The organism is Kosakonia sp. PSU_27, assembly GCF_039409795.1.
Lineage (GTDB): Bacteria > Pseudomonadota > Gammaproteobacteria > Enterobacterales > Enterobacteriaceae > Kosakonia.
In genome coordinates this window covers 230,508-256,560 of record NZ_JBCIVK010000001.1, presented here as the reverse complement: position 1 = coordinate 256,560, position 26,053 = coordinate 230,508, and the positions used below count along the sequence as shown (strand labels likewise).

Annotated in this window: 22 protein-coding genes; 17 read left to right on the top strand and 5 right to left on the bottom strand. The window is 54.5% G+C overall.

Features of this window, described 5'->3' with window-relative positions; genetic code table 11:
* Positions 1–22: 22 nt before the first annotated feature.
* From AAIG26_RS01230 to AAIG26_RS01220, 3 genes are all read left to right on the top strand, one after another.
* Positions 23–409, top strand: coding sequence for a transporter (locus AAIG26_RS01230; protein ID WP_343179423.1), 387 nt, complete (start codon positions 23–25; stop codon positions 407–409).
* Positions 410–679: 270 nt separating this feature from the next.
* Entirely contained in the window at positions 680–1,603 is a 924-nt protein-coding gene (locus AAIG26_RS01225) for an ABC transporter six-transmembrane domain-containing protein (RefSeq protein WP_016495758.1), read from the top strand.
* A 38-nt stretch (positions 1,604–1,641) separates the two neighbouring features.
* Positions 1,642–4,755 carry a multidrug efflux RND transporter permease subunit gene (locus tag AAIG26_RS01220; RefSeq protein ID WP_343179422.1) on the top strand — a complete coding sequence of 1,038 codons (3,114 nt, stop codon included), beginning with the start codon at positions 1,642–1,644 and terminating at the stop codon, positions 4,753–4,755.
* Between the two features lie 71 nt (positions 4,756–4,826).
* On the opposite strand, the gene AAIG26_RS01215 is transcribed toward AAIG26_RS01220, so the two are convergent.
* Together AAIG26_RS01215 and AAIG26_RS01210 are read right to left on the bottom strand one after the other, a co-directional pair.
* Positions 4,827–4,979, bottom strand: a complete 153-nt coding sequence (locus tag AAIG26_RS01215) for a hypothetical protein (RefSeq protein WP_343179421.1) — start codon at positions 4,977–4,979, stop codon at positions 4,827–4,829.
* Positions 4,980–5,359: 380 nt separating this feature from the next.
* Positions 5,360–5,842, bottom strand: coding sequence for an RES domain-containing protein (locus AAIG26_RS01210; RefSeq protein WP_343179420.1), 483 nt, complete (start codon positions 5,840–5,842; stop codon positions 5,360–5,362).
* Between the two features lie 725 nt (positions 5,843–6,567).
* Between AAIG26_RS01210 and cspA the strand changes: the two genes are divergently transcribed.
* Both cspA and AAIG26_RS01200 read left to right on the top strand, forming a co-directional pair.
* Positions 6,568–6,780 carry an RNA chaperone/antiterminator CspA gene (gene cspA / locus AAIG26_RS01205; RefSeq protein ID WP_016495754.1) on the top strand — a complete coding sequence of 71 codons (213 nt, stop codon included), beginning with the start codon at positions 6,568–6,570 and terminating at the stop codon, positions 6,778–6,780.
* Positions 6,781–7,416: 636 nt separating this feature from the next.
* On the top strand, positions 7,417–9,330 hold the full coding sequence (locus tag AAIG26_RS01200; protein ID WP_343179418.1) for a methyl-accepting chemotaxis protein: 1,914 nt from the start codon (positions 7,417–7,419) through the stop codon (positions 9,328–9,330).
* A gap of 78 nt (positions 9,331–9,408) precedes the next feature.
* Here AAIG26_RS01200 and AAIG26_RS01195 read toward each other — a convergent pair whose 3' ends face one another.
* Both AAIG26_RS01195 and yajD read right to left on the bottom strand, forming a co-directional pair.
* Positions 9,409–10,440, bottom strand: a complete 1,032-nt coding sequence (locus AAIG26_RS01195; protein ID WP_160269866.1) for a S66 peptidase family protein — start codon at positions 10,438–10,440, stop codon at positions 9,409–9,411.
* Positions 10,441–10,576: 136 nt separating this feature from the next.
* Positions 10,577–10,924, bottom strand: a complete 348-nt coding sequence (yajD, locus tag AAIG26_RS01190; protein ID WP_013365700.1) for an HNH nuclease YajD — start codon at positions 10,922–10,924, stop codon at positions 10,577–10,579.
* Positions 10,925–11,483: 559 nt separating this feature from the next.
* On the opposite strand from yajD, the gene AAIG26_RS01185 reads away from it, so the two are divergent.
* Positions 11,484–12,695 (top strand): MFS transporter, encoded by a 1,212-nt coding sequence (locus tag AAIG26_RS01185; protein WP_343180301.1) that lies wholly within the window; start codon positions 11,484–11,486, stop codon positions 12,693–12,695.
* A 45-nt stretch (positions 12,696–12,740) separates the two neighbouring features.
* Here the strand turns inward: AAIG26_RS01185 and AAIG26_RS01180 are convergent, their stop codons facing one another.
* Entirely contained in the window at positions 12,741–13,538 is a 798-nt protein-coding gene (locus tag AAIG26_RS01180; RefSeq protein WP_016495749.1) for a helix-turn-helix transcriptional regulator, read from the bottom strand.
* A 211-nt stretch (positions 13,539–13,749) separates the two neighbouring features.
* Between AAIG26_RS01180 and cfa the strand changes: the two genes are divergently transcribed.
* The 11 genes from cfa (at position 13,750) to AAIG26_RS01125 (ending at position 25,998) form a co-directional block, all read left to right on the top strand.
* Positions 13,750–14,898, top strand: a complete 1,149-nt coding sequence (gene cfa, locus AAIG26_RS01175) for a cyclopropane fatty acyl phospholipid synthase (protein ID WP_343180300.1) — start codon at positions 13,750–13,752, stop codon at positions 14,896–14,898.
* A gap of 94 nt (positions 14,899–14,992) precedes the next feature.
* The gene (locus AAIG26_RS01170; RefSeq protein ID WP_313627248.1) at positions 14,993–15,712 is read left to right on the top strand and encodes a (Fe-S)-binding protein; all 720 of its coding nucleotides are present in this window, start codon (positions 14,993–14,995) and stop codon (positions 15,710–15,712) included.
* Between the two features lie 9 nt (positions 15,713–15,721).
* Positions 15,722–17,155 carry a LutB/LldF family L-lactate oxidation iron-sulfur protein gene (locus AAIG26_RS01165; RefSeq protein WP_343179417.1) on the top strand — a complete coding sequence of 478 codons (1,434 nt, stop codon included), beginning with the start codon at positions 15,722–15,724 and terminating at the stop codon, positions 17,153–17,155.
* Positions 17,155–17,850 (top strand): lactate utilization protein C, encoded by a 696-nt coding sequence (locus AAIG26_RS01160; protein ID WP_097405848.1) that lies wholly within the window; start codon positions 17,155–17,157, stop codon positions 17,848–17,850. The genes AAIG26_RS01165 and AAIG26_RS01160 overlap by 1 nt, the downstream gene beginning before the upstream one ends.
* A gap of 120 nt (positions 17,851–17,970) precedes the next feature.
* Positions 17,971–18,336 carry a helix-turn-helix transcriptional regulator gene (locus tag AAIG26_RS01155; RefSeq protein WP_343179415.1) on the top strand — a complete coding sequence of 122 codons (366 nt, stop codon included), beginning with the start codon at positions 17,971–17,973 and terminating at the stop codon, positions 18,334–18,336.
* Between the two features lie 67 nt (positions 18,337–18,403).
* Entirely contained in the window at positions 18,404–19,192 is a 789-nt protein-coding gene (locus tag AAIG26_RS01150; protein ID WP_269231139.1) for a phosphotransferase, read from the top strand.
* 92 nt (positions 19,193–19,284) lie between these two features.
* A complete protein-coding gene (gcvA, locus tag AAIG26_RS01145; protein WP_343179414.1) occupies positions 19,285–20,190 on the top strand; it encodes a transcriptional regulator GcvA in 906 nt (301 codons plus the stop codon).
* A 74-nt stretch (positions 20,191–20,264) separates the two neighbouring features.
* Positions 20,265–21,092 carry a DMT family transporter gene (locus tag AAIG26_RS01140; protein ID WP_343179413.1) on the top strand — a complete coding sequence of 276 codons (828 nt, stop codon included), beginning with the start codon at positions 20,265–20,267 and terminating at the stop codon, positions 21,090–21,092.
* A 20-nt stretch (positions 21,093–21,112) separates the two neighbouring features.
* On the top strand, positions 21,113–22,003 hold the full coding sequence (locus tag AAIG26_RS01135; protein WP_343179412.1) for an oxidoreductase: 891 nt from the start codon (positions 21,113–21,115) through the stop codon (positions 22,001–22,003).
* Between the two features lie 138 nt (positions 22,004–22,141).
* Positions 22,142–24,535, top strand: coding sequence for a phosphoketolase family protein (locus tag AAIG26_RS01130; RefSeq protein ID WP_343179411.1), 2,394 nt, complete (start codon positions 22,142–22,144; stop codon positions 24,533–24,535).
* Positions 24,536–24,684: 149 nt separating this feature from the next.
* On the top strand, positions 24,685–25,998 hold the full coding sequence (locus tag AAIG26_RS01125; protein ID WP_343179409.1) for a cation:proton antiporter: 1,314 nt from the start codon (positions 24,685–24,687) through the stop codon (positions 25,996–25,998).
* Positions 25,999–26,053 lie beyond the last annotated feature (55 nt).

Genomic DNA, 26,053 nt, shown 5'->3' with positions numbered 1-26,053 from the left:
ATCTTTCGGAGTAGATATATCAATGAAGTACTTACGGAAGCTCACCGCTGAAAAAATCAGTTCATTGATGATATTTTCGATATGGTTATGGGGAATGTTCTATATATGGCTTATTTTGATGCACAACGTTGAGGAAAAAGTAGGTGCGACGCTGCTTTCATCGCCGTTTATCTATTCGGCGTTAAGCATTTCACTTTTATTGTTTTTGCTACAGGAAAAAGCGGGCGTACTGAAAGAGCTGGCGCTTGTCACCTTCGTTTTGGTCATCATATTTCTTCACCTTATTCTCATCTTTAATATTCTGTTACTGAGGTTTCCTGATATTTATGATTTTAGTTTTTATTATGAGTGTTTTTTGATTATTTTCCTCGGCGTTACGCCGATGTACCTTTTATTGCGGATCCTCTGAATCTTATTGAATGCGAAGCAACGATTTTTGGCGATAAGCGTGGTGACAGGTAGCGAGAAAATTCTGGCATCTTTATATCGCAGATAAACTAGCCGCCTCCATATAGCCTCCATAAAGCGGCCATTCTGCGTAAACATCAAAACGATACATTGCATCAATGCACTGTAATTCTGGCGCATATGTTAATCGGCTCGCAATGAAAGCGCAGGGGTGATTAAGCATAAAGGTAAGCCAGGATTGTTCATCCATACTGGGTAGATAATTTTTATAATGACGTCGATAAATAAACACCCACCGTCCTCCACTGAAAATGTAAAAAGGACATTAAAACATCTGGCCGTAAAAAACGGGAAAAAGCTCTCGGTGACTTTTTTGCTGGTGATTGCGGAAAACGTGACCTATTTGTTATATCCCGTGCTGGCGGGCATCGCTATCAACGCGATTCTGGCGGGGAATGCCCTTACAGCCGCGCTGTATGGGCTGATGATCCTCTTTATCTGGATCCTCGGTGCAACCCGTCGCAGCATCGATACGCGCACATTTGCACGCATTTATGCCGGTCTTGCCGTATCGGTTATTATTGCGCAGCGTAAATATCAGCTTAATCACTCAACCATCGCCGCACGGGTGGTGTTAGCCCGTGAATTTGTTGATTTCTTTGAGATGCATCTGCCGATGCTGATGACCTCGATTATTTCCCTTTTTGGCGCGGCCATTATGCTGCTCATCATTGAGTTTCACGCCGGGGTGATGTGTGTGGTTATTGTCATTATTCTGTCGTGCTTTCTTAAAGGCTATACCCGTAAAAATGAGTTGCTGTTTAACCGGCTGAATAACCGACTGGAGAAGGAGGTGGACTATGTGCATAAAGCCACCACGCTCTCGCTTAACCGCCATTATTCCTCCCTTGCCCGCTTGCGAATCAGACTTTCCGATCGTGAAGCGCTGGGATACCTGGCGATCGGCGTGCTGATCGCCCTGCTCTTTACCCTGACCATTATATTAATGACCTCAACCCAGGGGGTGAACGCCGGGCATATTTATTCGGTAATGACGTATATGTGGATGTTTGCCACCAGCCTTGATGATGCTCCGCAACTGCTGGAGAAGTTTTCACAACTTAAAGACATTGGTCAACGCGTCAAGACGGATGATGTCGATACCGGGACATTATCACCGCAGCAAAAACCTTGAGTTTACTCATCTCGCCTTAATTGTTCGGAATTGATTTCATGCCACAGTTTTTTATTGACCGGCCTGTTTTTGCCTGGGTTGTTGCACTGTTCATTATATTGAGTGGGTGTTTATCCATCCCGCATCTTCCGGTCGCACAATATCCGTCGGTCGCGCCGCCGAGTATTATTATTTCGGTCAGTTTTCCTGGCGCATCGCCTGACATGATGAATAGCTCGGTGGTTTCACTTATCGAGCGAGAGATCACCGGTGTCGACAATTTGCTCTATTTCGAGTCCACCAGCGATACCACCGGAATGGCGTCTATCACGGTGACGTTTAAACCGGGAACGGACAGCAAACTCGCGCAGATGGATGTGCAAAATAAGGTAAAAACCGTGGAGCCACGCCTACCGCAGGCAGTGAGACAAAACGGTGTCAGCGTTGAAGCAGCCGAGTCTGGTTTTCTGCTGATGGTCGGACTGAAATCCGAAACGGGTGGCTATCAGGAGGCGGATCTGAGTGATTATTTCGCCAGAAACATCAGCGATGCACTTCGTCGCGTGCCGGGCGTGGGCAAGGTTCAGTTGTTCGGCGGTGAAAAAGCCATGCGCATCTGGCTTGACCCGGTAAAAATGCACCATTACCAGCTTTCAGCCAGTGACGTCATCAGCGCGGTGAGCCAACAGAATGTGCTGGTTTCACCCGGCAGATCGGGAGACGAACCGGCGCTGCCGGGCCAGGACGTCACTTATCCGTTAACCGTGAAGGGGCAACTCACCTCTGTTGCGGAATTTAAAAATATCACCCTCAAAGCGACCACGGACGGCGCGCGTCTGACGCTTGGCGATATCGCACGCGTGGAGTCTGGGTTACAGAGTTATACCTATGGCATCCGGGAAAATGGCGTTCCGGCAACGGCAGCAGCGATTCAGCTTTCACCAGGCGCGAATGCCATCAGCACTGCCGCAGGGATTCATCAGCGACTGGCCGAACTGAGCACCGCGCTGCCGCAGGGCATGGCGTTTACCGTTCCGTTCGACACCGCCCCTTTTGTCAAAGCGTCGATCATCAAAGTGGTACAAACGTTAGCCGAAGCGATGGTGCTGGTTTTTCTGGTGATGCTGATCTTTTTGCACAACATCCGTTGCACGCTCATCCCGGCCATTGTTGTTCCGGTGGCGCTGCTCGGGACATTCACCGTGATGCTGCTAAGCGGCTATTCCATCAATATTCTGACCATGTTTGGCATGGTGTTAGCCATTGGCATCATCGTCGATGATGCGATTGTCGTCGTCGAGAACGTTGAGCGACTGATGGCAGAAAAAGGCCTCCCGGCGCGCGAGGCGACCCGCGAAGCGATGCGGGAAATCACACCGGCGATTATTGGCATTACGCTGGTGCTCACCGCCGTGTTTATCCCGATGGCCTTTGCCAGCGGTTCGGTCGGGGTGATTTACCGCCAGTTCACGGTTTCGATGGCGGTATCGATCCTGTTCTCCGCTTTTTTAGCTTTAACGCTGACGCCTGCGCTCTGTGCCACCCTGCTGAAGCCGCATCAGAAAAATGCGACTTCAGCGGGAAGATTTGCCGCCGGGTTTAACCGTTATTTTCAGATGCTCTCTTCCCGTTATACCGCGGGACTGGGGTATGTAGTAAAGCGCGCCGGGCGAATGATGCTGCTTTATGTCGCGCTGTGCGCAGCCTTGGTGATGGGGTTAATCACGCTGCCATCCTCTTTTTTGCCCGAAGAGGATCAGGGCTATTTTATGTCCTCCATCCAGCTTCCCTCCGAGGCCACGATGCAGCGCACGCTCGCGGTGGTGAAACGCTATGAAGATGAGGTAGCGGCACGGCAAGCCGTTGATAGCAATATTATGATCCTCGGTTTCGGTTTTTCAGGCTCGGGGCAAAACTCCGCGCTGGCTTTTACGACCTTAAAAGCGTGGTCCTCGCGCAAGGGCATCGCAGCCCAGGATGAAGCCGATCTCATTCAGGCAAAAATGCAATCCGTGCCCGACGCGGTAACCATGAGCCTGCTGCCGCCCGCTATCGCTGATATGGGCACCTCTTCCGGGTTCACCTTTTATGTTGAAGACAGAGCGGGCAAAGGCTACGAGGCGCTGAAACAGGCCGCAGACAGGCTGGTTTTACAGGCAAACAGGCATGCGAATCTTACGGATGTCTATATCGATGGATTACCCGAGGGGGCGTCTATTTCCCTGAACATTGATCGGGAAAAAGCGCAAGCGTTAGGCGTATCGTTTGAGGAGATCAATCAGGCTATTTCTGTCACCTCGGGTTCAAACTATGTCAATGACTACACCAATGCTGGCCGTGTCCAGCAGGTCATTGTGCAGGCCGATGCGGCCTACCGAATGCAGCCTGAAACGCTGTTAAAAATATCCGTAAAAAACCGGCTCGGGGAAATGGTGCCACTTTCAGCTTTTGTCACCTCGTCCTGGCACCAGGCCCCGCAGCAACTCAATCGTTATCAAGGATACCCGGCCATTCGCATTACCGGCAGCGCCGCTTCGGGCCACGCCAGTGGTGAAGCGATGAAAACCATGGAGCAGCTGGCAAAGGCATTACCGCCAGGGTTTACCGGCGAGTGGGCGGGCAGTTCGTTGCAGGAGAAAGCCTCGGCGTCCCAGTTGCCAGGGTTAATCCTCCTGTCTGTGCTGGTGGTATTTCTGGTGCTGGCGGCACTGTTTGAAAGCTGGTCAATTCCCGTTTCCGTGATGCTGGCCGTGCCGTTGGGTCTTATCGGCGCGCTTATTGCTGTCAGCGCTACCAGTATGACCAACGATGTCTTTTTCAAAGTGGGCTTAATTACCCTGATTGGTCTTTCAGCCAAAAACGCCATTTTGATTGTCGAATTTGCCCGGCAGCTACGCCACCAGGGCATGAGCACCCTGGAGGCAACATTTGTGGCGTCCCGACAACGGCTGCGCCCGATTTTGATGACCTCGTTAGCCTTCACGCTGGGCGTTGTTCCTCTGATGCTCGCCAGTGGTGCCAGCGCCAGCACGCAGAATGCCATCGGTATTGGGGTTTTCGGGGGCATGATCAGCGGCACCGTATTCGCCATTTTCTTTGTGCCGGTATTTTTTATTGTGGTGACAGCATTTTTTGACAGGAGTTTGCGATCCATAAATGACCCCAAAGCGTGACGTATAACCAGGCCGACACAAGCCGGTACGTGTTTGTTTAAAGCCCCGGAAAGGGGCTGAACCGTGGTTAACTAGGGTGCAGGGGGAACGGGTGGCGCCGGTGCCAGTTCCCTCACTTCCAGCCGGACTTCATAACGCTTGCCGTTTTCCAGCGCCGGCAGATTTTTAACCACATTGTTCAACGTATCGACCGGGGTGGTGGTTTGCTGGACGACACCATACACGAGGGCTCCCGGCACGGACGGGCTATCCCTTTGTAACGGCGGCGGTTTTATATCGCCCTCCGGGGCAGCAAAAACAGAAAAAGTGCACACCATAACGGCAGTGGCCAGGCTTGTCTTCGTTAATCTTCTCATGCTGTTCTCCGCGTTTGTGGTTAAAAAAACATCACCCGACGGAAAATAGCTCGCCAACAAGAAGGGAATGTGAACGCGTTTCGCAAGAGAGGAAAATTGCCGGACAACATCGCGACGTCATGGCCAGAAACGGCGTCGCGGCAGGCATTTCTTTCCCCCGCCATGTACGCTTTTGGCTTCCAGCATGGTACTCAGCATCGTAGCCAGACCGTAGTGGTGTCGATCCGGTGCGTTATATCAGCTTCGTACTATTCAATAATATTGACCTGACATTGGCTGTTGTCATTCCAGGCAAAAAGCACCAGATGCCAGAGCCCGGGCGCTTTACGCGAAGGGTCAATTAAACCATTAAAGCCGAGTGATTCCAGCCGATTACGCACACCCCACGAGCCGGGAACGCCGCCCTCTTTCACCATTTCCTGCCATGGCGCAATCGCATCTTGAAGATTAATGCCCGCGGCCTGCACGGCATCTGCACTCCGGAGATCAAAAATTTTCTTTGCCATAACCCTGACTTTGACTATTTCCAGGCTGGCGCTTCGGTTGCTACGGTGGGATTGCATGGCTGCTTCTACACCTGCCGGCGATGAGCTCAGGTACAGCGTTGGCTGATGGCTGTCAGAATAGCGCCCTGGCGCTCTGGAGCCGGCTAATGCAAAGCGCCGGTAAGCCGGATCAACTGCGCGATAAAAGACTCCGTCAACCGCTGTAAAATGCGTTGTCAGATCCATAAATCTCCTCATTGTGTTCTGAGAAAAAGTCTGCCATGGCAGCCGCGTCGATTCTGCTTCGTTTAATGGCCTGATTTCCGTCCTGCTGCCTGTGCTGATACGAGGATAAATTTGATGCTGCTCAATATGTAGTCCGATCCGTGTTGCAAGGTCAACAAGCGCGGCGTATCACCGTCGATGGCACTTTTGCCATTCTTGGGGGACGAAAACATGGCTGACAGAAGACCACTTAATCCAGACGTCGTCGTACCTAAACCTGGTGGTGGCACACAACCTCGCGATCGCAACAATAACGGAAGGGTTCGTGAGAAACGCTCGGACGCAGGTAAATCAAGAAAATGATGACCGGGGCCACCTTGCGGTGGCCTCTTTGTTTTGTACGCTAAGGGAATTGGCAACGCAACCTTGCAAAAACTCTGCGAAATAACAGGCTTAAGAAAGTACTTAAAGACAAACAAAAGAGACAGCCATGCAGCCATCCGGGCGTGTAAGTGGTTAAAATAAAAAAACATAAACATTGCCAAATCGAACTCGCTATGTCATAATAGCGTCATCGGTTTGGAATACAGACCTTATGAAAGCAGTTTTAGTAAAGCAGTCCTCAGTTCAAGAGTTATCCAAAGATACCCTTCTTCGTGAGCCTCCTCCTAAGTGCCAAATAAGTCACTCTATAATCACAGGCCATTATCGCCGCGCTTCGTGGCTCATCAATTAAGGAAATATCAATGTCTAATAAAATGACTGGTTTAGTAAAATGGTTCAACTCTGATAAAGGTTTTGGCTTTATCACTCCGGACGACGGCAGCAAAGATGTGTTTGTTCACTTCTCTGCAATCCAGAGCGACAGCTACAAAACCCTGGATGAAGGTCAGAAAGTCTCCTTCACCATCGAAAGCGGCGCGAAAGGCCCTGCAGCTGGTAACGTTACCGCGCTGTAAGTCCTGCCCTTTATCAGCGGTGCTTACCACAGCGATGAAGGCAAACAGCCTGAGCAGTTAAGCGCGACTGAGAATAAAAAACCCGCCTGGTGCGGGTTTTTTATTGCCCGCATTTCGGCAAAACGAAAAGCGGCTCCGCCAGACAGGCGTAGCGCTGTTTGGCACAACCAGAAAAGCGACATTAAGAAATATCCTGCCAGATGAATAAATATTGAGAGCCCGCCCACATTTAATTCGCCATTATCCCCAAAGAACATAGAGCACTAATTAAAACCAGGCTAATCGGTAATTTCGCAAGCCCGTCAGTATGAATGACGGCACATATAATATATTCCCTCTTAGTTTTATCTCTGCCAATAAAAACCTTTGCTGACTCATGATTACAATGCTGATCGAATAAAAGCACACGGCTTTTTTCGCTATCTATAATGCAATGTGCTTCATTTACTTAAAATATATTTTTCGCCTGCAATTTTTTTCTTTTTTCCATTAAAAAATGTGCAGCAATTGTCGATAAGTATTTTGATAAGTCCTGTCTCCAGCGTCCTCTTAAGAAGTGAAGACACCTGCAATCTGATAAGAAGTGAAAGTGAAACCGTCTTTTGAATATTAAGAATTATTATTGAGGATACCTCTATGCCAAAGCTGTTACCGTCAATAAAAAACCTGCCTGTCGCTGCCAAGCTGTTTGGCGGATTTGCGGTTTTGATAATTATCATTGTTCTGTCTTCACTTATCAGCATTCAGCAATCCAGCAATATCCGCGACCACGCCCTGAAAGGAAAATTAATCAATGAAATCAGTACGGAGCTAAATACCGCGCGGCGTAACCGTTTGACGTATCAATTAAACCACGATGAAAAATCCCTTGAGGCGAACAAAGTCGCCATTGAAAAAATGGACCAGAAAGCAGTTACTGGCCTGGACTACACCTGGGACGATGACGCTCGCGTGTTGTTTGATGAACTGCGCAGCACTATCCCGGATTACGCCACTCACCGGGACACGTTTGTTAAGCTGGAAAAAGTGACCGTCGGGCAGTCACAGAATCTGACATCAGCTGATATGAAAACCCTGCTCAATCAATTCACTACCCGCCTTGAGCAGCAGGAAACCACCACCAAAAACGAGATAGCGCTACTGAACCACCTCAACAATATCTGGACGACGGCGTATGAGATCCAGTCATCGGCGGGTAAGCAAGGAATGGACATTTTTGCCCGTCAGTACGATGAAGCAACGAAAATGCTTAACGCTGAAAATGCGGCGTTTAGCGCTGAAGACAAAGAGATGGCGCAGGCGTTTCTCAGCGGCCTGCAGGGGCACGTCACAGCATATGCGGCTGCATTAAAAGAGTCGCAGAAGGCAGCGACGGAATTGACCGCCGTGGCAGAAAAAATTAATACCGTTACCTCGAATTTGGTTACAGGCCAGACGCAGAAAAATATCGATATCATTCAGCGGGTGATGATCATCATGGGCGTGGTTGCCCTTTGCGCCGTACTGACGGGGTTACTGGTCGCCTGGCTGCTTACGCGCCAGATGACGCGACAGATAAAACACAATCTGACGCTGGCAGAACGTATTGCCGAAGGTGACCTGACCGCAACCATTGAACCTCAGTCAAAAGATGAACTGGGTCGCCTGACGCTGGCCATGGGCGTGATGAACGACAAGCTTCGCGAAATGATCACTCAGATAAAAGAGTCGGTGGTTCATGTTGCCAATGCCTCTTCGGACATTTCAGCAGGCAATACGGATCTGGCCTCCCGCACAGAACAGCAGTCTGCCGCCGTGGTTGAAACAGCGGCCAGCATGGAGGAGTTGACCTCAACGGTTAAGCGTAATGCTGACAACGCGCGCGAAGCCAGTCAGCTCGCGGTGCTGGCGGCGGAACATGCACGTTCCGGTGGGAAAATTGTCTGGGATGTCGTCAGCACGATGGAGACGATCACCGAAAGCTCAAACAAAATCACCGATATTATCAGCGTCATCAATGGCATCTCTTTCCAGACCAATATCCTTGCACTAAACGCAGCCGTTGAGGCGGCGCGCGCAGGTGAACAGGGGCGCGGTTTTGCCGTGGTGGCGGGAGAAGTAAGAAGCCTTGCATCGCGCAGTGCTCAGGCCGCCAAAGAGATCGAAAGTCTGATTAAAGAGTCCGTCCAACGTGTGGTGACCGGTTCAGAAATGGCCAATAAAGCCGGGACGACGATGGAGCAGATTGTCTCTTCTGTCACCAATGTGAGTGGCATCATGAACGAAATCTCCAGTGCGTCGGAAGAACAGAGCAGAGGTATCGATCAGATTGGTAAGGCGGTCACCGAGCTGGATTCAACGACACAGCAGAATGCCGCGCTGGTTCAGGAGTCGTCTGCGGCATCATCATCACTGGAACAACAGGCTGAGCAACTTGCACAACTGGTTTCGGTGTTCAAACTGCGTTCCGATACCGTTAAGCCGAAAAAAAGCGTAGCGGCGCCTCACCGCAAGGTTGATCTGAAGCCCGCAACGTCGACAGGTCATAGTGCTGACTGGGAATCGTTCTGACGGTTATGACTTGCCAGTAAGTGCCCTCCTGATGAGGAGGGCACTGTTCGCGGCCAAATGATAAACGGTGGCGGCTTATTACCTGTCTGACAGCCAGGGTTCGACGATGGATACTTTCTGATTGTCAAAATCAAGGGTAAGCGTTGAACCAAGGGGTAAGGTCAGCATCGGATGCGTGTGGCAGCAATCAAAACCATCCACGATCGGAACGTTTTCGTCACCTAAAACTTCTCGTAATACATCGTAAGGCGTCCGGCCGCTTCCGGCGTTATCGAATAATTCATGTTTACCAAGAAGGATCGCCCGCACTTTTTTAAACACGCCATTGAGTTTCAGCATCACGAATGAACGTTCAACGGTGGCAATATCTTTTAAGCTATCTTCAATGAACAGAATGTCACCGGATCGTATTTCAGGCATCCATTCACTCCCCCAGATACCCGATAACGTATTCAGGTTACCGCCAATAACGCGCCCTGTGTGTACCCCCTGCCCGATAAACCGGCAGTTATTCGCATACAGTGTTTTAGCGCGTACCGGCTCGGCATCATCCCAGTTAAGCCGTTCATCCGTCCATTTTTCCGGTAAAACATAGTCGTAGTGACCGTTATTCTGTCCGCAAAGTATTTCAATAAACGCGTGATAAGTGGCATCCACCAGCGGCGGAAATTCACCAAATGAAGCAACCAATGCCGGGCCATAAAAGGTAACTAATCCCGTTCGCGCATAAATTCCCGCCAGTAACGCAGTGGTATCTGAATAACCGATGATTATTTTGGGGTCTGCTTTCAGGGCGTCATAATCAATAAAAGGCAGCAAGGCGTTACTATTATTTCCCCCTATTGTCGACATCACACAGCGAATGTGCGGATCGCGAATAAGTTCGTTGAACTCCTGCGCTCGCTCCGCAATCGTGCCAGAGCGATAGAAATCAGACTTGCCGGTCAGACGACCGGCTTGAAGACGAAACCCTTTCTCCTCCAGGAAGCGTTTCCCACGGCTAAACCGATTGGGTGCCGTGGTAGTTACCGGCGCTGATGAAGAGAAAAAACCAATGGTGTCACCGGCCTGAAGAGGCGGCGCCAGAAGAGGCTTGCTGAAGTTAATCATTGGGATCCTTGTCTGTACTTACCTGCCAGCTTGCGGGCAAAACCTGTTTAGCACGCTTACTTAACGCCACGACTGACGGCTTGTTGCCAACCTGCCCGGCACTGATTTTTGCGGGCAGGAGCGAACGGTGCTGGCGCTATTTTTTCTTATTCAGCATCGATTTTAAATCGGCAAAGGGGTTATACGTCGCGGCCCCGACATCTTTCTGCGCGTCTTCCCCCGCCACAACGGTAGTGCCGTACTGATCGGCTTCCGTATATTTCGAGTGTTCGTGGTCATGGCAAAACAGACACAACAGCTCCCAGTTGCTGCCATCTTCCGGGTTATTGGTATGGTCGTGATCGATATGGTGAACCGTTAATTCTCGCAGATTTGAATAGACAAACTCGCGGGAACAGCGCCCGCACACCCACGGATAGATTTTCAGTGCTTTCTCACGATAACCGCTTTCCAGCCGCGCGTAGTTTTTTGGGATCAAAGCCATTGCCAGTGCCACCTGTTATAAAAAGATAGGTTTCTACTATATCCCAAAAGCGACGCACTGACGTAACCCGCAGCGGTGAATGGCTGGCAATACACCGCTGCTGGCCGTCTGCTTTATTAGCCTGTTAGTGGAGCGGCTTAACTCCGCTATCTAAGCGGTGGTTGATCGCATTTGACCGGCACGCCATCCGCGAGCTAAAAACGCCAAAATATCGGCAGTGCCGCCCAAAGCACGGCGCTGCTGATGGTCGCTGTTGTCCAGGCGTGCTTTTGCTGGCATAGACATCAAACATCGTCTGCATCGTCAGCCGCCTTGAAGATGCAGACTCACCACACGTTTGCAGTCGACCGCCTTTCCTGCGCCCCTTCACCAGCACGACAGAATGTTACATTTATGTATCACACGATTGACGTGAAAGCCGATTATTATCCCTTCTCGCAGGTGTTCGATACGGCATCTGTTTTGTCTGCCAGCCGCCGAAAGCGGATAACAACCCGCTTTCAGGATGCGGAAAACCGGGACTTCAGGAACGCAGCGCATGCACATAAAAAGGGGTTCTATGCCGTTACGCTCGCTACAGGCACTCTGTTTAGTGAATTTTTTCATGGCGGATGTCAGGGATGGCCTTGGCCCCTTTTTGGGGATCTTTCTCACTGAGCATCACTGGCAAGCCGACAACATTGGCTGGATGATGACAGCCGGCGGTCTGGCGGGTCTGGTGGCGACCATGCCTTCCGGGCTGGTCGCTGACGCCACCCGGCATAAACGCGGCATTCTTGTTGCCTGCTGCTTGCTGATCACCGCCGCCACGCTGTTACTCTGGGCGTATCCGACACTTTTCGTCGTTGGTTTTTCACAACTTGTCACCGGCATATCCGCCGCGTTTATTGCGCCGCTATTAATGGGTATTACGCTTGGCTTAACCGGCCCGTCTGGCTTTAACCGGCAGATGGGCAGGAACGAGGCGTTTAACCACGGCGGAAATATGAGTGCCGCGATCCTGGCGGGCATTCTGGTGTGGTATTTCGGTACCGATGCCGTTTTTATTCTGATGACCGGCATGGCGATATGCGCAACGTTCGCCGTATTTGCTGTTCGCAATAACGACATTGATAACCGCGCCGCACGGGGGCTCAGTCACGGCGAAGATCCGGCGGCCGTCCCCCGCCTCAGTGCGATTATCACCCACCCGGCCCTTATTGCGACCGGCGTGACGCTGATGCTGTTTCACCTGGCTAACGCGGCGCTGCTGCCGATGCTCAGCATGCGGGTGGCCTCCGCGCCCGGCGGGGAAATGAGCGCCGGTGTATATGCGGCGGCGACCGTCATTATTTCGCAACTGGTGATGATCCCCGTCGCCTTATTTGCCGCCGCCAGGGCGGGAAAATATGGTTACCCGCTGCTGATTACCGCAGCGTTGCTGGTTCTGCCGCTGCGCGCGGCACTTGCCTGCGTCTCGGCAGGACCGCTTTTTATGATCCCGGTTCAGATACTGGATGGCGTGGCCGCAGGGCTGCTGGGCGTGGCGGTACCCGGTTATATCGTTAAATTGCTGGAAGGCAGCGGGCACACCAACGCCGGGCAGAGCTTTATCATGCTGTTGCAGGGTGCCGGAGCCGCATTCAGCCCGGCGATGGCGGGAACAATTGCGGCGAAATACTCCTACAGCGTGGCGTTTGCCGTGCTGGGGGCAATCGCCCTGCTGGCGCTGGTTATCTGGTGGCTACGCCGGCTTTTTTCAGGAGTTAGTAAAGAGCGGCAGTATGAATGACGCGCGCCCCGGCGCGGCTGAAAAAGCGCCGCGGGTAGTCTCTGTTTAATAGCGCGTTGGCGGCACGCCGAACATGGCGCGAAACGCAAAGGTAAACGAGGCCGGGCTTGAATAGCCAAGCTCCAGCGCCACCTGCGTCACGCTGCGTTTGTTTTTTAGCATCACCACGGATTCCAGCAAACGCACCCGTTTTTTCCATTCGCTGAACGCCACGCCGGTCTCCTTTTTGAAACGGCGCGAGAACGTGCGCACCGACATACCGCTACAGGAGGCCCACTGTTCAATACTGTGCGCGTCGCCGGGGGTTTTCTGGATCTGGCTGCAAACTCTCGTCAGCAACGGCGATACCGGCCAGGAGACCGATAACCCGGCATCGGGTAAACGTCTGAGCAGCGAAATCAGCACCTGCACTAACTGCGCGTCATCGCCTGCGTCGTCATACTTTTCCGGCACGTTTTGCGTGGCGTAGTGAATATACTCACGCACAAAATCACTCACCACCACCACCTTACTGCCGCTAAAGGGGATGGTGGCAAAATCGGCCTCGACATACAGGCTTTCCAGCAATACGTCGCTGCCGGCAAGAAGACGGTGCGGCACGCGCGCCGGGATCCAGACGCCGTAAAGCACGGGCACCACCAGCGTCTTCCCTTCAATTTCCACCCGCATACTTCCCTCGCGCGCATAGAGAAATTCCGCGAACGGATGCTCATGCATGTCCACGCCCGTATCGCCGCGTAAAGGGTAACTGCGAAAGTACACCGGGCGAGGCAAGGTCATCAGCACCGGCGCGGGCTGGCCGCTAATGGGCTGACGAGGCGGCAACACAAGCTTTGAGCACATAACAACCTGACCTCTATTCGATGAAGTTTGTCTTGATAGCACAGCGCAGGCAAAACGGGTTTCCTGAATAATGAACGGGTCATAAATATATTTCACCCGTTGTGAACAATTTACCAGCCAGCTGCCTGAGCGATAAGCCTTTTTCGCACTGACGGGCAGTGAATAACGGGGGAATTACCGGCTGAGCGCACGCTACGTTGAAGGAAAGATGATGGCTAACGAATGTACCGTCGATGTGATCAGTAAACCCGGCCACTGGCTGCGGATTGTCCAGGAACTGCTGTCCCAGGCAGGCATCATGATTAATGGTCCCGAACCCTGGGATATCCGTGTGCATGACGCGCGTTTTTTCAGGCGCGTGTTGCAGCAGGGTTCACTCGGGCTCGGTGAAAGTTATATGGAGGGCTGGTGGGATTGCAAACAGCTCGATGCGTTTTTTGACAAGCTATTGCGCGCCAGGCTTGATGAGCAGCGCCCGGCGCGTTTGGCCGACCTGATGCGCATTGCCGCGGCGCGCATCATCAACCCTCAGTCCCGTCGCCGCGCCTGGCAAGTGGGCGAAGTGCATTACGATCTGGGTAACGATCTGTTTAGCCGCATGCTCGATCCCCATATGCAGTACTCCTGCGGTTACTGGAAAAACGCCGATGAACTCTGCGCGGCGCAGGAGGATAAGCTCGCGCTGATCTGTGAAAAACTGCAGCTTAAACCAGGCATGACGCTGCTGGATATTGGCTGCGGCTGGGGCGGTTTAGCGCAATACGCGGCGCGCCATTATGGTGTCAGCGTTGAAGGCATCACCATTTCGGCAGAGCAAAAAGCCTACGCCGAAAGCCACAGCGAGGGGCTGGATATTCGCATCCTGTTGCAGGATTACCGCGATCTGGATAAACGCTATGACCGCATCGTCTCCGTCGGCATGTTCGAACATGTCGGGCCGAAAAACTATGCGACCTACTTTAACGCCGTCGATCGCTGCCTGAAGCCAGATGGTCTGTTTTTACTGCACTCCATCGGGTCGAATAAAACCCTGCATAATGTCGATCCCTGGATCAATAAATACATTTTCCCGAATGGCTGCCTGCCCTCCTTAAAACAGATTACCGAAGCCAGCGAGCCCTATTTTGTTATCGAAGATGTGCATAATTTCGGTGCCGATTACGACAAAACATTAATGGCCTGGCATCGCCGTTTTAATCAGGCCTGGCCGCAAATAGCGGGCAATTACTCCACGCAATTTCATCGCATGTTTAATTATTACCTCACCGCCTGCGCGGGCGCATTTCGCGCCAGAAATATCCAGCTCTGGCAGATCGTATTAAGCCGCGGCGTCACCGGCGGGCTGCGCGTGGCGCGCTAAAGAGACGCGTAAACAGGTAAGCGCAAACGCCCTCGCCGCCTGCCTGAAATGAAAAATAACGTTATGCCGTTATCTTCGCTGGAAGCTAAATAATATGAACGTAAATTTTTTTGTTACCTGCATTGGGGACGCACTTAAATCGCGCATGGCGCGAAACAGTGTCCTGCTACTCGAACAGTTAGGCTGCCATGTGCAGTTTCCTGAAAAACAGGGCTGCTGCGGTCAACCGGCAATTAATAGCGGCTACATTCGTGACGCCTTGCCGGGTATGAAAGCGCAAATTGCGGCGCTGGAAATCAACGACTACCCGATTATCTCGCCTGCCGGTTCCTGCATGAACGCGATCCGCCACTATGGGGACTGGCTGGTCGATGAACCTGAGTGGGCGATGCGCGCCGCGAAGGTTGCCAGCCGCATGGTTGATCTGACCTCCTTTATCGTTAACCAGCTTGGCGTAACCGACGTCGGCGCGCGCCTGCCAGGACGGGCGGTCTATCACCCCTCATGCAGCCTGTTTCGTAAGCTCGGGGTACGTGATGAACCGCTAATACTGCTGCGCGAAGTGCGTGATCTGGAAATTGTACCGTTTGGCGCCCAGGAAACCTGCTGCGGATTTGGCGGCACCTTTTCGGTCAAAATGGCCGAAATTTCCGGCGAGATGGTGAAAGAAAAGGTCGCGCATATCATGCAAGCCAGGCCGGATTACCTGATTGGCGCGGATGCCAGTTGCCTGCTGAATATCGGCGGGCGTTTACAGCGTGAAGGCCAGAACGTGCGTGTGCTGCATATCGCTGATGTGCTGATGAGCCGCTAAGGAAACACTATGTCGCTAAAAACCAGCAATGTTCCTTTTTATGACCGGGTACAGCAGCAAATTGACGATCCGGTAATGCGCCACGCCGTGGCGAACGCGCAGGATCGGATCGGTATCAACCGGCAGAAAATGGTCGATGAACTGGAAAACTGGCCCGACTGGCGCTCGCACGCCGCTGAAATTCGTGCCCATGTTCTCGACAATCTGGATGCCTATCTTTACCAGTTAAGCGAAAAGATCCGCGCTAACGGCGGTCACGTCTTTTTCGCCGATACGCATGAAGATGCCACCCGCTATATTTTGCAGGTTGCCGGGGAAAAACGGGCGCGCAAAATCGTTAAATCGAAGTCGATGGTCACCGAAGAGATCGGCATGAACGCCGCGCTTGAAGCGGCTGGCATTGAGGTCGTGGAAACGGATCTGGGCGAGTATATTCTGCAACTCGCCAAAGATGCCCCCTCACACGTGGTGGTACCGGCCATTCATCGGGATCGCCATCAAATTCAGCAGGTGTTGCGCGAAAAGCTGGGTTATAACGGCCCCGAAACGCCGGAAGCCATGACGCGTTTTATTCGCCAGAAGATCCGCGAGGATTTTCTCAGCGCCGACATCGGCATTACCGGCTGCAACTTTGCAGTCGCGGAAACCGGCACGCTCAGTCTGGTGAGCAATGAAGGCAATGCCCGGCTTTGTACCACCGTGCCGAAAACGCATATCGCCGTGATGGGCATGGAGCGCGTGGTGCCGACATTCGCCGAGCTGGACGTCATCCTCACCATGCTGGCGCGCAGCGCGGTTGGCGCCCGTCTTACGGGATATAACACCTGGCTTACCGGCGCGAAAGGCAGCATGGAGAGCGACGGGCCGGAATCGTTCCATCTGGTTATTGTCGACAATGGCCGCTCGCAGGTGCTGGGCTCGCCTTTCCAGGACATCCTGCGCTGCATCCGCTGCGGTGCCTGCATGAATACCTGCCCGGCCTACCGTCATATCGGCGGACACGGTTACGGCTCAATCTATCCCGGCCCGGTTGGCGCGGTGCTTACGCCGTTGCTCGGCGGTTATGATGATTTCAAAAACCTGCCCTACGCCTGCTCGTTATGTACCGCCTGCGATGATGTCTGCCCGGTGCGCATTCCGCTGTCGTCACTGATCCTTGAACACCGCCGCACGCTGGCGGAAAGCGGAAGAACGCCCGCCATAGAAAGACACACCGTTCATCTGTTCAATTACGCCAACCGTCACCCCCGGCTGTGGAAAGTAGGCATGGTCGCTGGGGCACGCGCCGCCCAACTGATGATCCGCAACGGCAAGATGCCCTTTACGATCTCAGCCATCGGCAAGTGGACGGAGGCCCGCGATCTGCCCGCTGCCGATGGCGAGAGTTTCCGCAGTTGGTTTAAAAAACACCAAAAACAGCATAAAAACGGGGAGCAAGCCTGATGGAAAACCGCGATGCGTTTATGCAAAAAATTGCCGGACGGCTCGGTCGCGAACCGCGTCAGATACCGCCGCCGCTGGAGTTTGCCGGACACGCTCCGCTGACAAGCCGCTATGCCGGACAGATCCAGCAGCACCCCTGCGACAGTTTTATCGAATATGCGACCACAGTTATGCAGGCCCACTGCGAAGTGGCTCCGCTGGCGCAAATTCCCCAGCTTGCCGAACGGATCTGTAACCAGTACGGCGGCGGTCCGCTGCTGATTAGCGGCGACGCCCGGCTGGCAAACGTCGGGATCACCGCGCATTTGCAGAACAGGTTTCCAGCACATTGCTGGGCGTCATCGGGCGGAGAAGAGAATCTGCGTCGCGCCGCACAAGCCAGCATTGGCGTGGTCTACGCCGAATATGGTCTGTGCGAAACCGGCGGTGTGGTGCTCTTTTCCTCCCCGTCACAGGGGCGTGCTATCAGCCTGCTGCCCACCACCACCCTGTTCGTTATCTATAAGAGCAGGTTGCTGTATGGTGTCACACAACTGGCGCACGTTTTGCGCCAGCGGGTGCAGGAAGGCGAAACGCTTCCCTCGTGTATCAATCTTATCGCCGGACCAAGTTCGACGGCCGATATTGAGCTGATTAAAGTCGTCGGCGTCCACGGGCCGCTTAATGCCGTCTACTTAATTATTGAAGATTGCTGATGCGGATAACCTGACGGGCGGAAACAGGTTATCTGCCCGTAAACAGAATGACGCTTTTGCGTTCGGGGAGGAAACAGAGATAACTTCCCCAAACGCCGCGCATTAACAGCGGGAATTGAAATGAGAAAAAAGTCCTCGTTATATCTGATGAGCTTAACCATCCAGGATATTCTCCAGTGGATAGAGCGCAATATTGCCGAGCCCTTACCGCTTGGCGTGTTAGCGAAAAAATCCGGTTACTCCGCCTGGCATTTCCAGCGCGGTTTTAAACAAATCGCCGGCATGTCGCCTGGGATGTATATCCGCTACCGGCGCATGGTGATTGCGAAAGCGTTGCTGAGCGAAACGCATCGCTCTATTACGGATATTGCGCTGCACCTGGGTTACCAGCAGCAATCGACATTCTGCCGCGCGTTTCGCGAACAGTATCAGTTAACGCCAAGACAATATCGCCTGCTTGCGCAGGAGCAGGCGACGCAGGAATAAACCGCTCTTCGCGTCGCCACCCTCCAGGCTACACTGAAACGCTCGACCAGCGCGCAAGGAATAAGGGATGACAGCTCAGGATTTATCAAAAATGGGGGCTGCGAACGTGGCGCTTTTTGTTGATGAGCATGGCCAGCGCGTCATTGAGAAATATCCCGTCAGTGAGGTTGAATATGCTTTCTATCAACATGCGGCGCACCGGCTCAACGCGGCAAAGATTGCCTCGCCAGGGCTGTTATTCGCCGATCCGGCGCGACAGTTAGTAAGGCTTGAGTATATTCCCCACCCGGTTTCGCAGGATGCCGTGGCAGGTGATGAGGTGTTAGCGATGCTGGCTCGCTTGCATCGCGTTGCGCCAGAGGCGTCATGGCGCTATCACCCGCACAGCTGGTCAGTTTCCGCGCTGGAAAAATCGCTGGCGCTGCTGGCGTTGCCGGAACCGGCTTCGCAACAACTGCGCCGTTTTCAGCAATCCAGCGAGGTGCTCTTTCGCCATCCGGGGTTAATTTCCGGCGACAGCAATGCGGGTAACTGGGGACGACGGGATAACGGCGAGCTGGTGCTCTTCGACTGGGAACGATTTTCCACGGGAAGCCCGGCGATTGACCTCGCGCCGCTGATAAAAGGGATGGGCACCACACACGCTTTTCAGGCGCTTGCCGGGCGCTATTGTCGTATTGCGGATCATGCAACACCGCGCGAACTCGGCCGGGAGATTGCCCTCGCCAAAGCGTGGATTGTCACCGAAGTGGTCACGCTGCTTGCTGAGCGGCAGAAAACCGATCTTCAGCGCTATCTCGCCTGGTATCGGCAACATCTTCCGGACTGGTTAGACAGCACCGTTACCCTGCTCTGAATGGTGGCAGCTTACTGTTCTGTTCGCGTAGCTTTCCCCACGGTTTCGGCATAGGGTGTTATGAGCATTAGCTCATTAACAGGAAACGTAAGATGCGTGATCTTCCCCCCACAGCGACACTGCGCGCCTTTGAAGTGGCAACCCGCCACACCACCTTTACCGCGGCGGCGGCAGAGCTGTGTATAACGCAAAGTGCCGTCAGCCATCAGCTAAAAAATCTCGAGGACATCTGGGGATTACCGCTGTTTCAGCGCGGCAAAACCCTCAGCCTGACGCCAGCCGGTGCCGCGCTCGCCCCGCTGGTGCGTGAATTTTTCAGCAAACTGGAAACCACGCTGGCGGATTTGCGCGAGCAAAAAGGCCGGGTGCGGCTGCGCGTCAACACCACTTACTCTTTTGCGCTGAAATGGTTGCTCCCACGCTTGCCGGATCTGGCGCGCTTACACCCGGAAATTCTGGTGACGCTGGAAAGCACCGATCAGGCCATTAACTTCGCCAGCACCGATGCCGATGTGGCGATCCGCTTTGGTCACGGGAATTATCCGGCGCTGCATACAGAATTTATGTTCCGCGAGCAGCTTTTCCCGGTTGCCAGCCCGGCACTTTTGCAGCGTTTTGGCACGCCGGATGAACCTGCCGAACTGCTGCGTTACCCGCTGCTGACGCGCGATGGCGCCGATCTGGTTCCCAAATGGGACGCCTGGTTTAAGCAGGTCGGCGTTAATACCGATGTGCTGCATGAGAACGTGCGTTTCGCCGATACCAATATGACCATCGAAGCGGCGTTACTGGGCCAGGGAATTGCGCTGGCGCGCAGTGGGCACGTTGAAAAGGAGATCGCCGATGGCTCGCTGGTGCGGCTTTTTGACGTGCCTTTCCCGTCGCCGGCCGCCTATTATTTTGTCTGCCCGCAGGGGATCGAAACACAGCCGCACATTGTGACTTTCCGCAGCTGGCTGTTGGCAGAATCACAACAGGCACAGCGTAACTATCGCTAAGCATGAGTATTTGTTCATGCTGGTGTGATGACACTTCACTTTTCATCCGGGCATGTGCTGATTAGCATCGATACATGCCCACTTACCTTGTTTTGCTGACGTTATTCGCCGCCCTGCTGCATGCCAGCTGGAATACGCTGTTACGCGGCGGCACGGATCGCTTATGGTCCATGACCATCATGTGCGCGACGATAGCCCTCACCTGCATTGTCGTGGCGCCGTTTTTACCCTTGCCGGCTTATGCCAGCTGGAAATATGCGCTGCTGTCAGCGGTGCTGCATGTCGGTTATAACCTGTCTCTGGTACGCAGTTATCAGAGCGGCGATTTCGGGCAAACCTACCCGATTGCGCGCGGTGCTTCACCGCTGATGGTGACCCTGGCGGCGGCTCTGTTTGCCGGGGAAAAAATGGCCGTGAACGCGCTGGCTGGCATTGGGTTGATTTCCGGCGGTATTCTGCTGCTTGCCCTGCAACGCCGTCGCCTGGCGCTACCGGGTCTGACATATTCGCTGGTCACTGGCGCGTTTATCGCCGCTTATAGCGTGGTGGATGGCATTGGCGTGCGCATCGCGGGTAATGCCATCGCCTATACCGTGTGGATGAGTGCGTTATGGGGCGCGCTGATGCCCGCGCTCTATATCGGGCTTCGCGGTGCAAAAAGTTTACTGCGCTGGCGTCCCGATGTATTGCCTGCCGCCGCCGGCGGGCTGGTTTCGCTGCTGGCTTACGGCATCATTATTTATGCGATGGCGACCGCGCCAATGGGGGCAGTTTCAGCGCTGCGTGAAACCAGCGTTCTGTTTGCGGCACTACTGGGTTATCTGTTTCTCGGCGAGACGTTAACGCTAAGAAAAGTGCTGGCGTGTACGGTGATCGCGACCGGCACGGTAATGATTGGTTAACCACATCAGGAGAACTCACCATGTCTGATTTTCCGACAATTGCGCTGCTTGGCCCGGGGGCTATCGGCACGACTATCGCGGCGGCGCTGCACGAAGTGGGCCGCGCGCCCGTTTTATGCGGACGTACCGCGCACCCGCAGTTGATTCTGCGCCACGATGAGGGGGAAATTGTGGTGCCCGGCCCGGTATTGAGCGATCCGGCAGCGCTGCATAAGCCGTTCGATCTGGTGTTTGTGGCGGTGAAAACCACGCAGGTTGCGCAGAGCGCCGCCTGGCTGGCGACGTTATGCGATGAAAACACCGTTGTGTGCGCGCTGCAAAATGGCGTCGAGCAAAAAAACCAGCTCGCGCCACTGGTCAACGGCGCAAGCGTGCTGCCGTCCGTCGTCTGGTTCCCGGCGCAGCGTGAGCCGGATGCCTCTGTCTGGCTGCGCGCCAGACCGCGCCTGACGCTGCCGGACATGCCGCAGGCAGAACGGGTGGTGAAAGCGCTCAGCGACACACGCTGTGCGGTTGAATTGTCGGCGGATTTTACGTCGATCGCCTGGCGCAAGCTGTTGCAGAATGCGGTCGCTGGCCTGATGGTGCTCGCCAATCGCCGCGCCGGCATGTTCACACGCGAGGATATCACCGCGCTGGCACTGGTGTACTTGCGTGAATGCCTGACGGTTGCGCGGGCGGAAGGCGCGGTGCTCAGCGATAACGTTGCCCGGGAGATTGTGGACGGTTTTCACCGTGCGCCGGCGGATTTGGGGACCTCAATTCTCGCCGACCGCCAGGCGAATCGCCCGCTTGAGTGGGATATCCGTAATGGTGTGGTGCAGCGCTATGGTCGCACGCATGGCATCGCCACGCCCATCAGCGATGTGGTGGTTCCGCTGCTGGCCGCAGGCAGTGAAGGCCCCGGTTGATCGTCCGGTTTTGCACGAAAAAGGGAGCGTGATGCTGTTCATTTCGTCATCAGAAAACACGGTGTGCCAGGCTTAAAGGGAAATTTGTTCGCCTGCAAGGGCAACGCCTGGTTTACCTTCTGACGACGCGAGGAAAGCATGACACAGATATCGTCTCTCTCTGACCACGAAATTCAGCTGCTTGATCGCTACTGGCGCGCGGCCAATTATCTCTCTGTCGGGCAAATCTACCTGATGGATAACCCGCTACTGCGCGAGCCGCTCAGGCCGGAACATATCAAACCGCGCCTGCTGGGCCACTGGGGTACCACGCCGGGGCTGAATTTTATCTATGTTCATCTCAACCGCGCCATACGCCAGCGCGATCTCGATATGATTTATATCTGCGGCCCCGGCCATGGCGGGCCAGGCATGGTGGCCAACACCTGGCTTGAGGGGAGCTACAGCGAAATCTACCCGCAGATAAGCCAGAACGCCGACGGCATGAAGAAGCTGTTCCGCCAGTTTTCTTTCCCCGGCGGCATCCCCAGCCACGCCGCGCCCGAAACACCCGGTTCGATTAATGAAGGCGGCGAGCTGGGTTACTCACTTGCTCATGCGTTTGGCGCGGTGTTCGATAACCCATCCCTGATTGCCGCCTGCGTGATTGGCGATGGCGAAGCGGAAACCGGCCCGCTGGCCTCGAGCTGGCACGGCATAAAATTTCTCAACGCCGCCCGCGACGGCGCGGTACTACCGATCCTGCACCTGAACGGGTACAAAATTGCCAACCCGACGCTTCTCGGGCGCACCAGCGATGATGATTTACAACAGCTCTTTCGCGGCTACGGCTACGAACCGCTGTTTGTCAGCGGCCATGAACCCGCCAGGATGCACCGCCTGATGGCACAAACGCTGGAACAGGCGCTGAACAGCATCCGTGACTATCAGCAGCAGGCGCGCAGTGGCGAGGCGCAGACCACCGTGCCGCGCTGGCCACTGATCATTCTGCGCAGCCCCAAAGGCTGGACAGGCCCGCAAACCGTCGATGGCAAAAAAGTGGAGGATTTCTGGCGCGCGCACCAGGTTCCGGTTTCATCATGCCGTGAAAACGATGAGCACCGGCAACTGCTGGAACAGTGGATGCGCAGCTATCAGCCAGACGATCTTTTCGATGCATCGGGACAACTCAAAACAGAACTACAGGTACTGGCTCCGGTCGGCGACAAACGCATGGGCGCGTCGCCGTGGACCAACGGTGGTCGTTTACGCCGGGAGCTGGTGACGCCGGACCTGCATCACTACGCCGTCGAAGTGACCTCCCCGGGCGAAACGCAGGCCGAATCCACCGCCGCGCTGGGTGCCTATCTGGCCGGTATTTTCGAACACAACCGCGATAATTTCCGGCTGTTTGGCCCCGACGAAACGGCCTCCAACCGGTTGAGTAAAGTATTCGACGTAACGAATCGCACCTGGCAGGAGCCGCTTAAACCCTATGATGAGCAACTGGCGCGCGATGGCCGGGTGATGGAGATCCTGAGCGAACATCAATGCCAGGGCTGGCTTGAGGGCTATTTGCTGACCGGGCGTCACGGGCTGTTCAACTGTTATGAGGCGTTTATTCATATTGTCGACTCGATGTTTAACCAGCATGCGAAGTGGCTGAAAGTGACGCGCAACCTGCCCTGGCGCGCGCCGATATCGTCGCTCAACTACCTGCTCTCCTCGCATGTCTGGCGCCAGGATCACAATGGTTACAGCCATCAGGACCCCGGTTTTATCGATCATGTCGCCAATAAAAAAGCGGATATTGTGCGCATCTACCTGCCGCCGGATGCCAATACCCTGCTGTGTGTCGCCGACCACTGCCTGAAAACCTGGGATCGCATTAATGTCATCGTCGCCGGGAAACAGCCTGCGCCTCAGTGGTTAAACCTCGACGACGCGGCAAAACACTGCGCCGCAGGGATGGGGATCTGGCCGTGGGCCGGAAACGTGCAGCAGAACGAAACTCCGGATGTGGTGATGGCCTGCGCGGGCGACGTGCCGACCATGGAAACCCTCGCTGCGGTCGACCTGCTGCGTCATTACCTGCCGGAGCTGCGTGTTCAGGTGGTGAACGTCGTGGATCTCATGGCGCTGCAAACCCAGGATCAGCATCCGCATGGCCTGAGCGAAGAGGCCTTCGAGGCGGTGTTTACTGCCGATAAGCCGGTGATTTTTGCCTTCCACGGCTACCCGAGTCTGATTCACCGCCTCACTTATCAGCGCAACAACCACCGCCATTTTCACGTGCATGGCTTTATGGAAGAAGGCACCACCACTACGCCATTTGATATGACCGTGCTCAATGAACTGGATCGTTTTCACCTGGCGCAGGAGGCGATTTTGCGCGTGCCGTCGTTACAGGGCAAAGCGGATGACATCCTGGAGGATCTGGCGCAAAAAATTGCCGCGCACCATCTGTATGTTCGCGAATATGGCGAAGACTTGCCTGAAGTGCAGAACTGGAAATGGCCATCGCAGCAAGGAGAAGGCAACGTACCGGAGTAAACGGGCGTGCAACCCGCACGCGTAATGTCCCATGCGTTACCAGCACGCCGTTCGCCAGGCGCGGCGTGCTGGCATTAGGGAGCACGCTGCTGGCACATCTTTTGGTAGCAGCTATACCTGTTAAGAAGATGATTTTGCTTGGGAGTAGTATGGAATATCTGGCCTGGACCGCTGCGGCGGGTTGTTTGTTGTTGTTTATGTCTCTCTCTTACGGCTGGATAAGCCGTGTCCCGGTGCCCATTTTTGGCCTCTATCTGCTGGTGGGTATTGCCTGCGGGCCGTGGATGCTGGGGCTGATTGGCATTGATATTGTTCGCCACGCCCCGCTTACCAGCCGGATAACGGAAATGGCGATGGCGGCGTCGCTTTTTATCACCGGGCTAAAAATCCGCCTGCCGCTTACCTCGCCTTACTGGCGAATGGGCATCATGCTGGCGCTGCCCGCTATGTTGCTGACCATTGCCGGGATTATGCTCGCCGCCCATTTTATGGCCGATCTTTCATGGCCGTTATCGCTGGCGCTGGCGGCTATTCTCGCCCCTACCGATCCGGTGCTGGCAAGCCTGGTGGCTATCAACGATGCACAGGATGATGACCGCCTCAGGATCGCGCTCTCCAGTGAAGCGGGTCTCAATGATGGCACCGCGCTGCCCTTTTTGATGCTGGCGCTGCTCTGGCAAAAAGCCGGTGGCACAATCAGCGCCGGGGAATGGTTTCACTGGTTGAGCGTCGATCTGCTCTGGGCGCTGATCGGCGGGCTGGGTATCGGTTTTGTTCTCGGACGCTTAATTGGCCTGGTCGCCACACGCTCACGCCACGCGCAGGGGGAAGTGGCACCCAGCGATTTTATTGCGTTAGCGCTGATTTGCCTGAGTTTTTCGCTGGCGATGATGCTCAGCGCGTCCGGTTTTCTCGCGGCGTTCGCTGCCGGTATCGGCCTGCGTAGCGCCGAGATGAGCGTACAAAAACGCCACACCAGCGAGGACGATCACGACCTGCCCGCCGAGATGCAGGTGAATCCGCATACCCGGCACGGGCTTGAAGAGCATAACCCGATCAAATCCGTCGGTCTGGTGGTGGGCGATGCGCTCTCCTTTGGCGATACCGTTGAGCGGTTGCTGGCGGCCGGGCTGGTGATCGTGCTTGGTGTGACACTGTCACGCCACTGGGATGCCAGCGCGCTGCTGCTGGCCTTCACCGTGTTTATCATCATTCGCCCCCTCGCCGTCTGGTTGCTGACCTGGCGTTCGGGTGAATCCGTGCTGCATCGGTTAAGTCTTGGCTGGCTGGGCATTCGCGGGATCGGCAGTCTTAACTATATCGCCTACGCCTGGACGCATGGCCTTCAGAACGCGGGAGCGATAACCGATATCGCCATCACCATCGTGACGCTAAGCGTGCTGGTGCACGGTATTTCAGTCACGCCATTACTCACCCTGCGGCGAAAACAGGAACAGCGCTGAACGTCGCCGCGAACCATCATACGCAGACGTAGCGTCGCTGAGCTTGCGGCGTTGT

Coding starts and splice junctions, on each gene's coding strand:
- AAIG26_RS01195 (WP_160269866.1), bottom strand. CDS start 10,440: ATGATTAACTTCAGCAAGCCTCTTCTGGCGCCGCCTCTTCAGGCCGGT.
- AAIG26_RS01125 (WP_343179409.1), top strand. CDS start 24,685: ATGGAATATCTGGCCTGGACCGCTGCGGCGGGTTGTTTGTTGTTGTTT.
- yajD (WP_013365700.1), bottom strand. CDS start 10,924: ATGGCTTTGATCCCAAAAAACTACGCGCGGCTGGAAAGCGGTTATCGT.
- AAIG26_RS01165 (WP_343179417.1), top strand. CDS start 15,722: ATGTCGCTAAAAACCAGCAATGTTCCTTTTTATGACCGGGTACAGCAG.
- AAIG26_RS01150 (WP_269231139.1), top strand. CDS start 18,404: ATGACAGCTCAGGATTTATCAAAAATGGGGGCTGCGAACGTGGCGCTT.
- AAIG26_RS01135 (WP_343179412.1), top strand. CDS start 21,113: ATGTCTGATTTTCCGACAATTGCGCTGCTTGGCCCGGGGGCTATCGGC.
- AAIG26_RS01170 (WP_313627248.1), top strand. CDS start 14,993: ATGAACGTAAATTTTTTTGTTACCTGCATTGGGGACGCACTTAAATCG.
- AAIG26_RS01180 (WP_016495749.1), bottom strand. CDS start 13,538: ATGTGCTCAAAGCTTGTGTTGCCGCCTCGTCAGCCCATTAGCGGCCAG.
- AAIG26_RS01160 (WP_097405848.1), top strand. CDS start 17,155: ATGGAAAACCGCGATGCGTTTATGCAAAAAATTGCCGGACGGCTCGGT.
- AAIG26_RS01140 (WP_343179413.1), top strand. CDS start 20,265: ATGCCCACTTACCTTGTTTTGCTGACGTTATTCGCCGCCCTGCTGCAT.
- AAIG26_RS01185 (WP_343180301.1), top strand. CDS start 11,484: ATGCCGTTACGCTCGCTACAGGCACTCTGTTTAGTGAATTTTTTCATG.
- cspA (WP_016495754.1), top strand. CDS start 6,568: ATGTCTAATAAAATGACTGGTTTAGTAAAATGGTTCAACTCTGATAAA.
- AAIG26_RS01130 (WP_343179411.1), top strand. CDS start 22,142: ATGACACAGATATCGTCTCTCTCTGACCACGAAATTCAGCTGCTTGAT.
- AAIG26_RS01225 (WP_016495758.1), top strand. CDS start 680: ATGACGTCGATAAATAAACACCCACCGTCCTCCACTGAAAATGTAAAA.
- AAIG26_RS01200 (WP_343179418.1), top strand. CDS start 7,417: ATGCCAAAGCTGTTACCGTCAATAAAAAACCTGCCTGTCGCTGCCAAG.
- AAIG26_RS01155 (WP_343179415.1), top strand. CDS start 17,971: ATGAGAAAAAAGTCCTCGTTATATCTGATGAGCTTAACCATCCAGGAT.
- gcvA (WP_343179414.1), top strand. CDS start 19,285: ATGCGTGATCTTCCCCCCACAGCGACACTGCGCGCCTTTGAAGTGGCA.
- AAIG26_RS01230 (WP_343179423.1), top strand. CDS start 23: ATGAAGTACTTACGGAAGCTCACCGCTGAAAAAATCAGTTCATTGATG.
- cfa (WP_343180300.1), top strand. CDS start 13,750: ATGGCTAACGAATGTACCGTCGATGTGATCAGTAAACCCGGCCACTGG.
- AAIG26_RS01210 (WP_343179420.1), bottom strand. CDS start 5,842: ATGGATCTGACAACGCATTTTACAGCGGTTGACGGAGTCTTTTATCGC.
- AAIG26_RS01220 (WP_343179422.1), top strand. CDS start 1,642: ATGCCACAGTTTTTTATTGACCGGCCTGTTTTTGCCTGGGTTGTTGCA.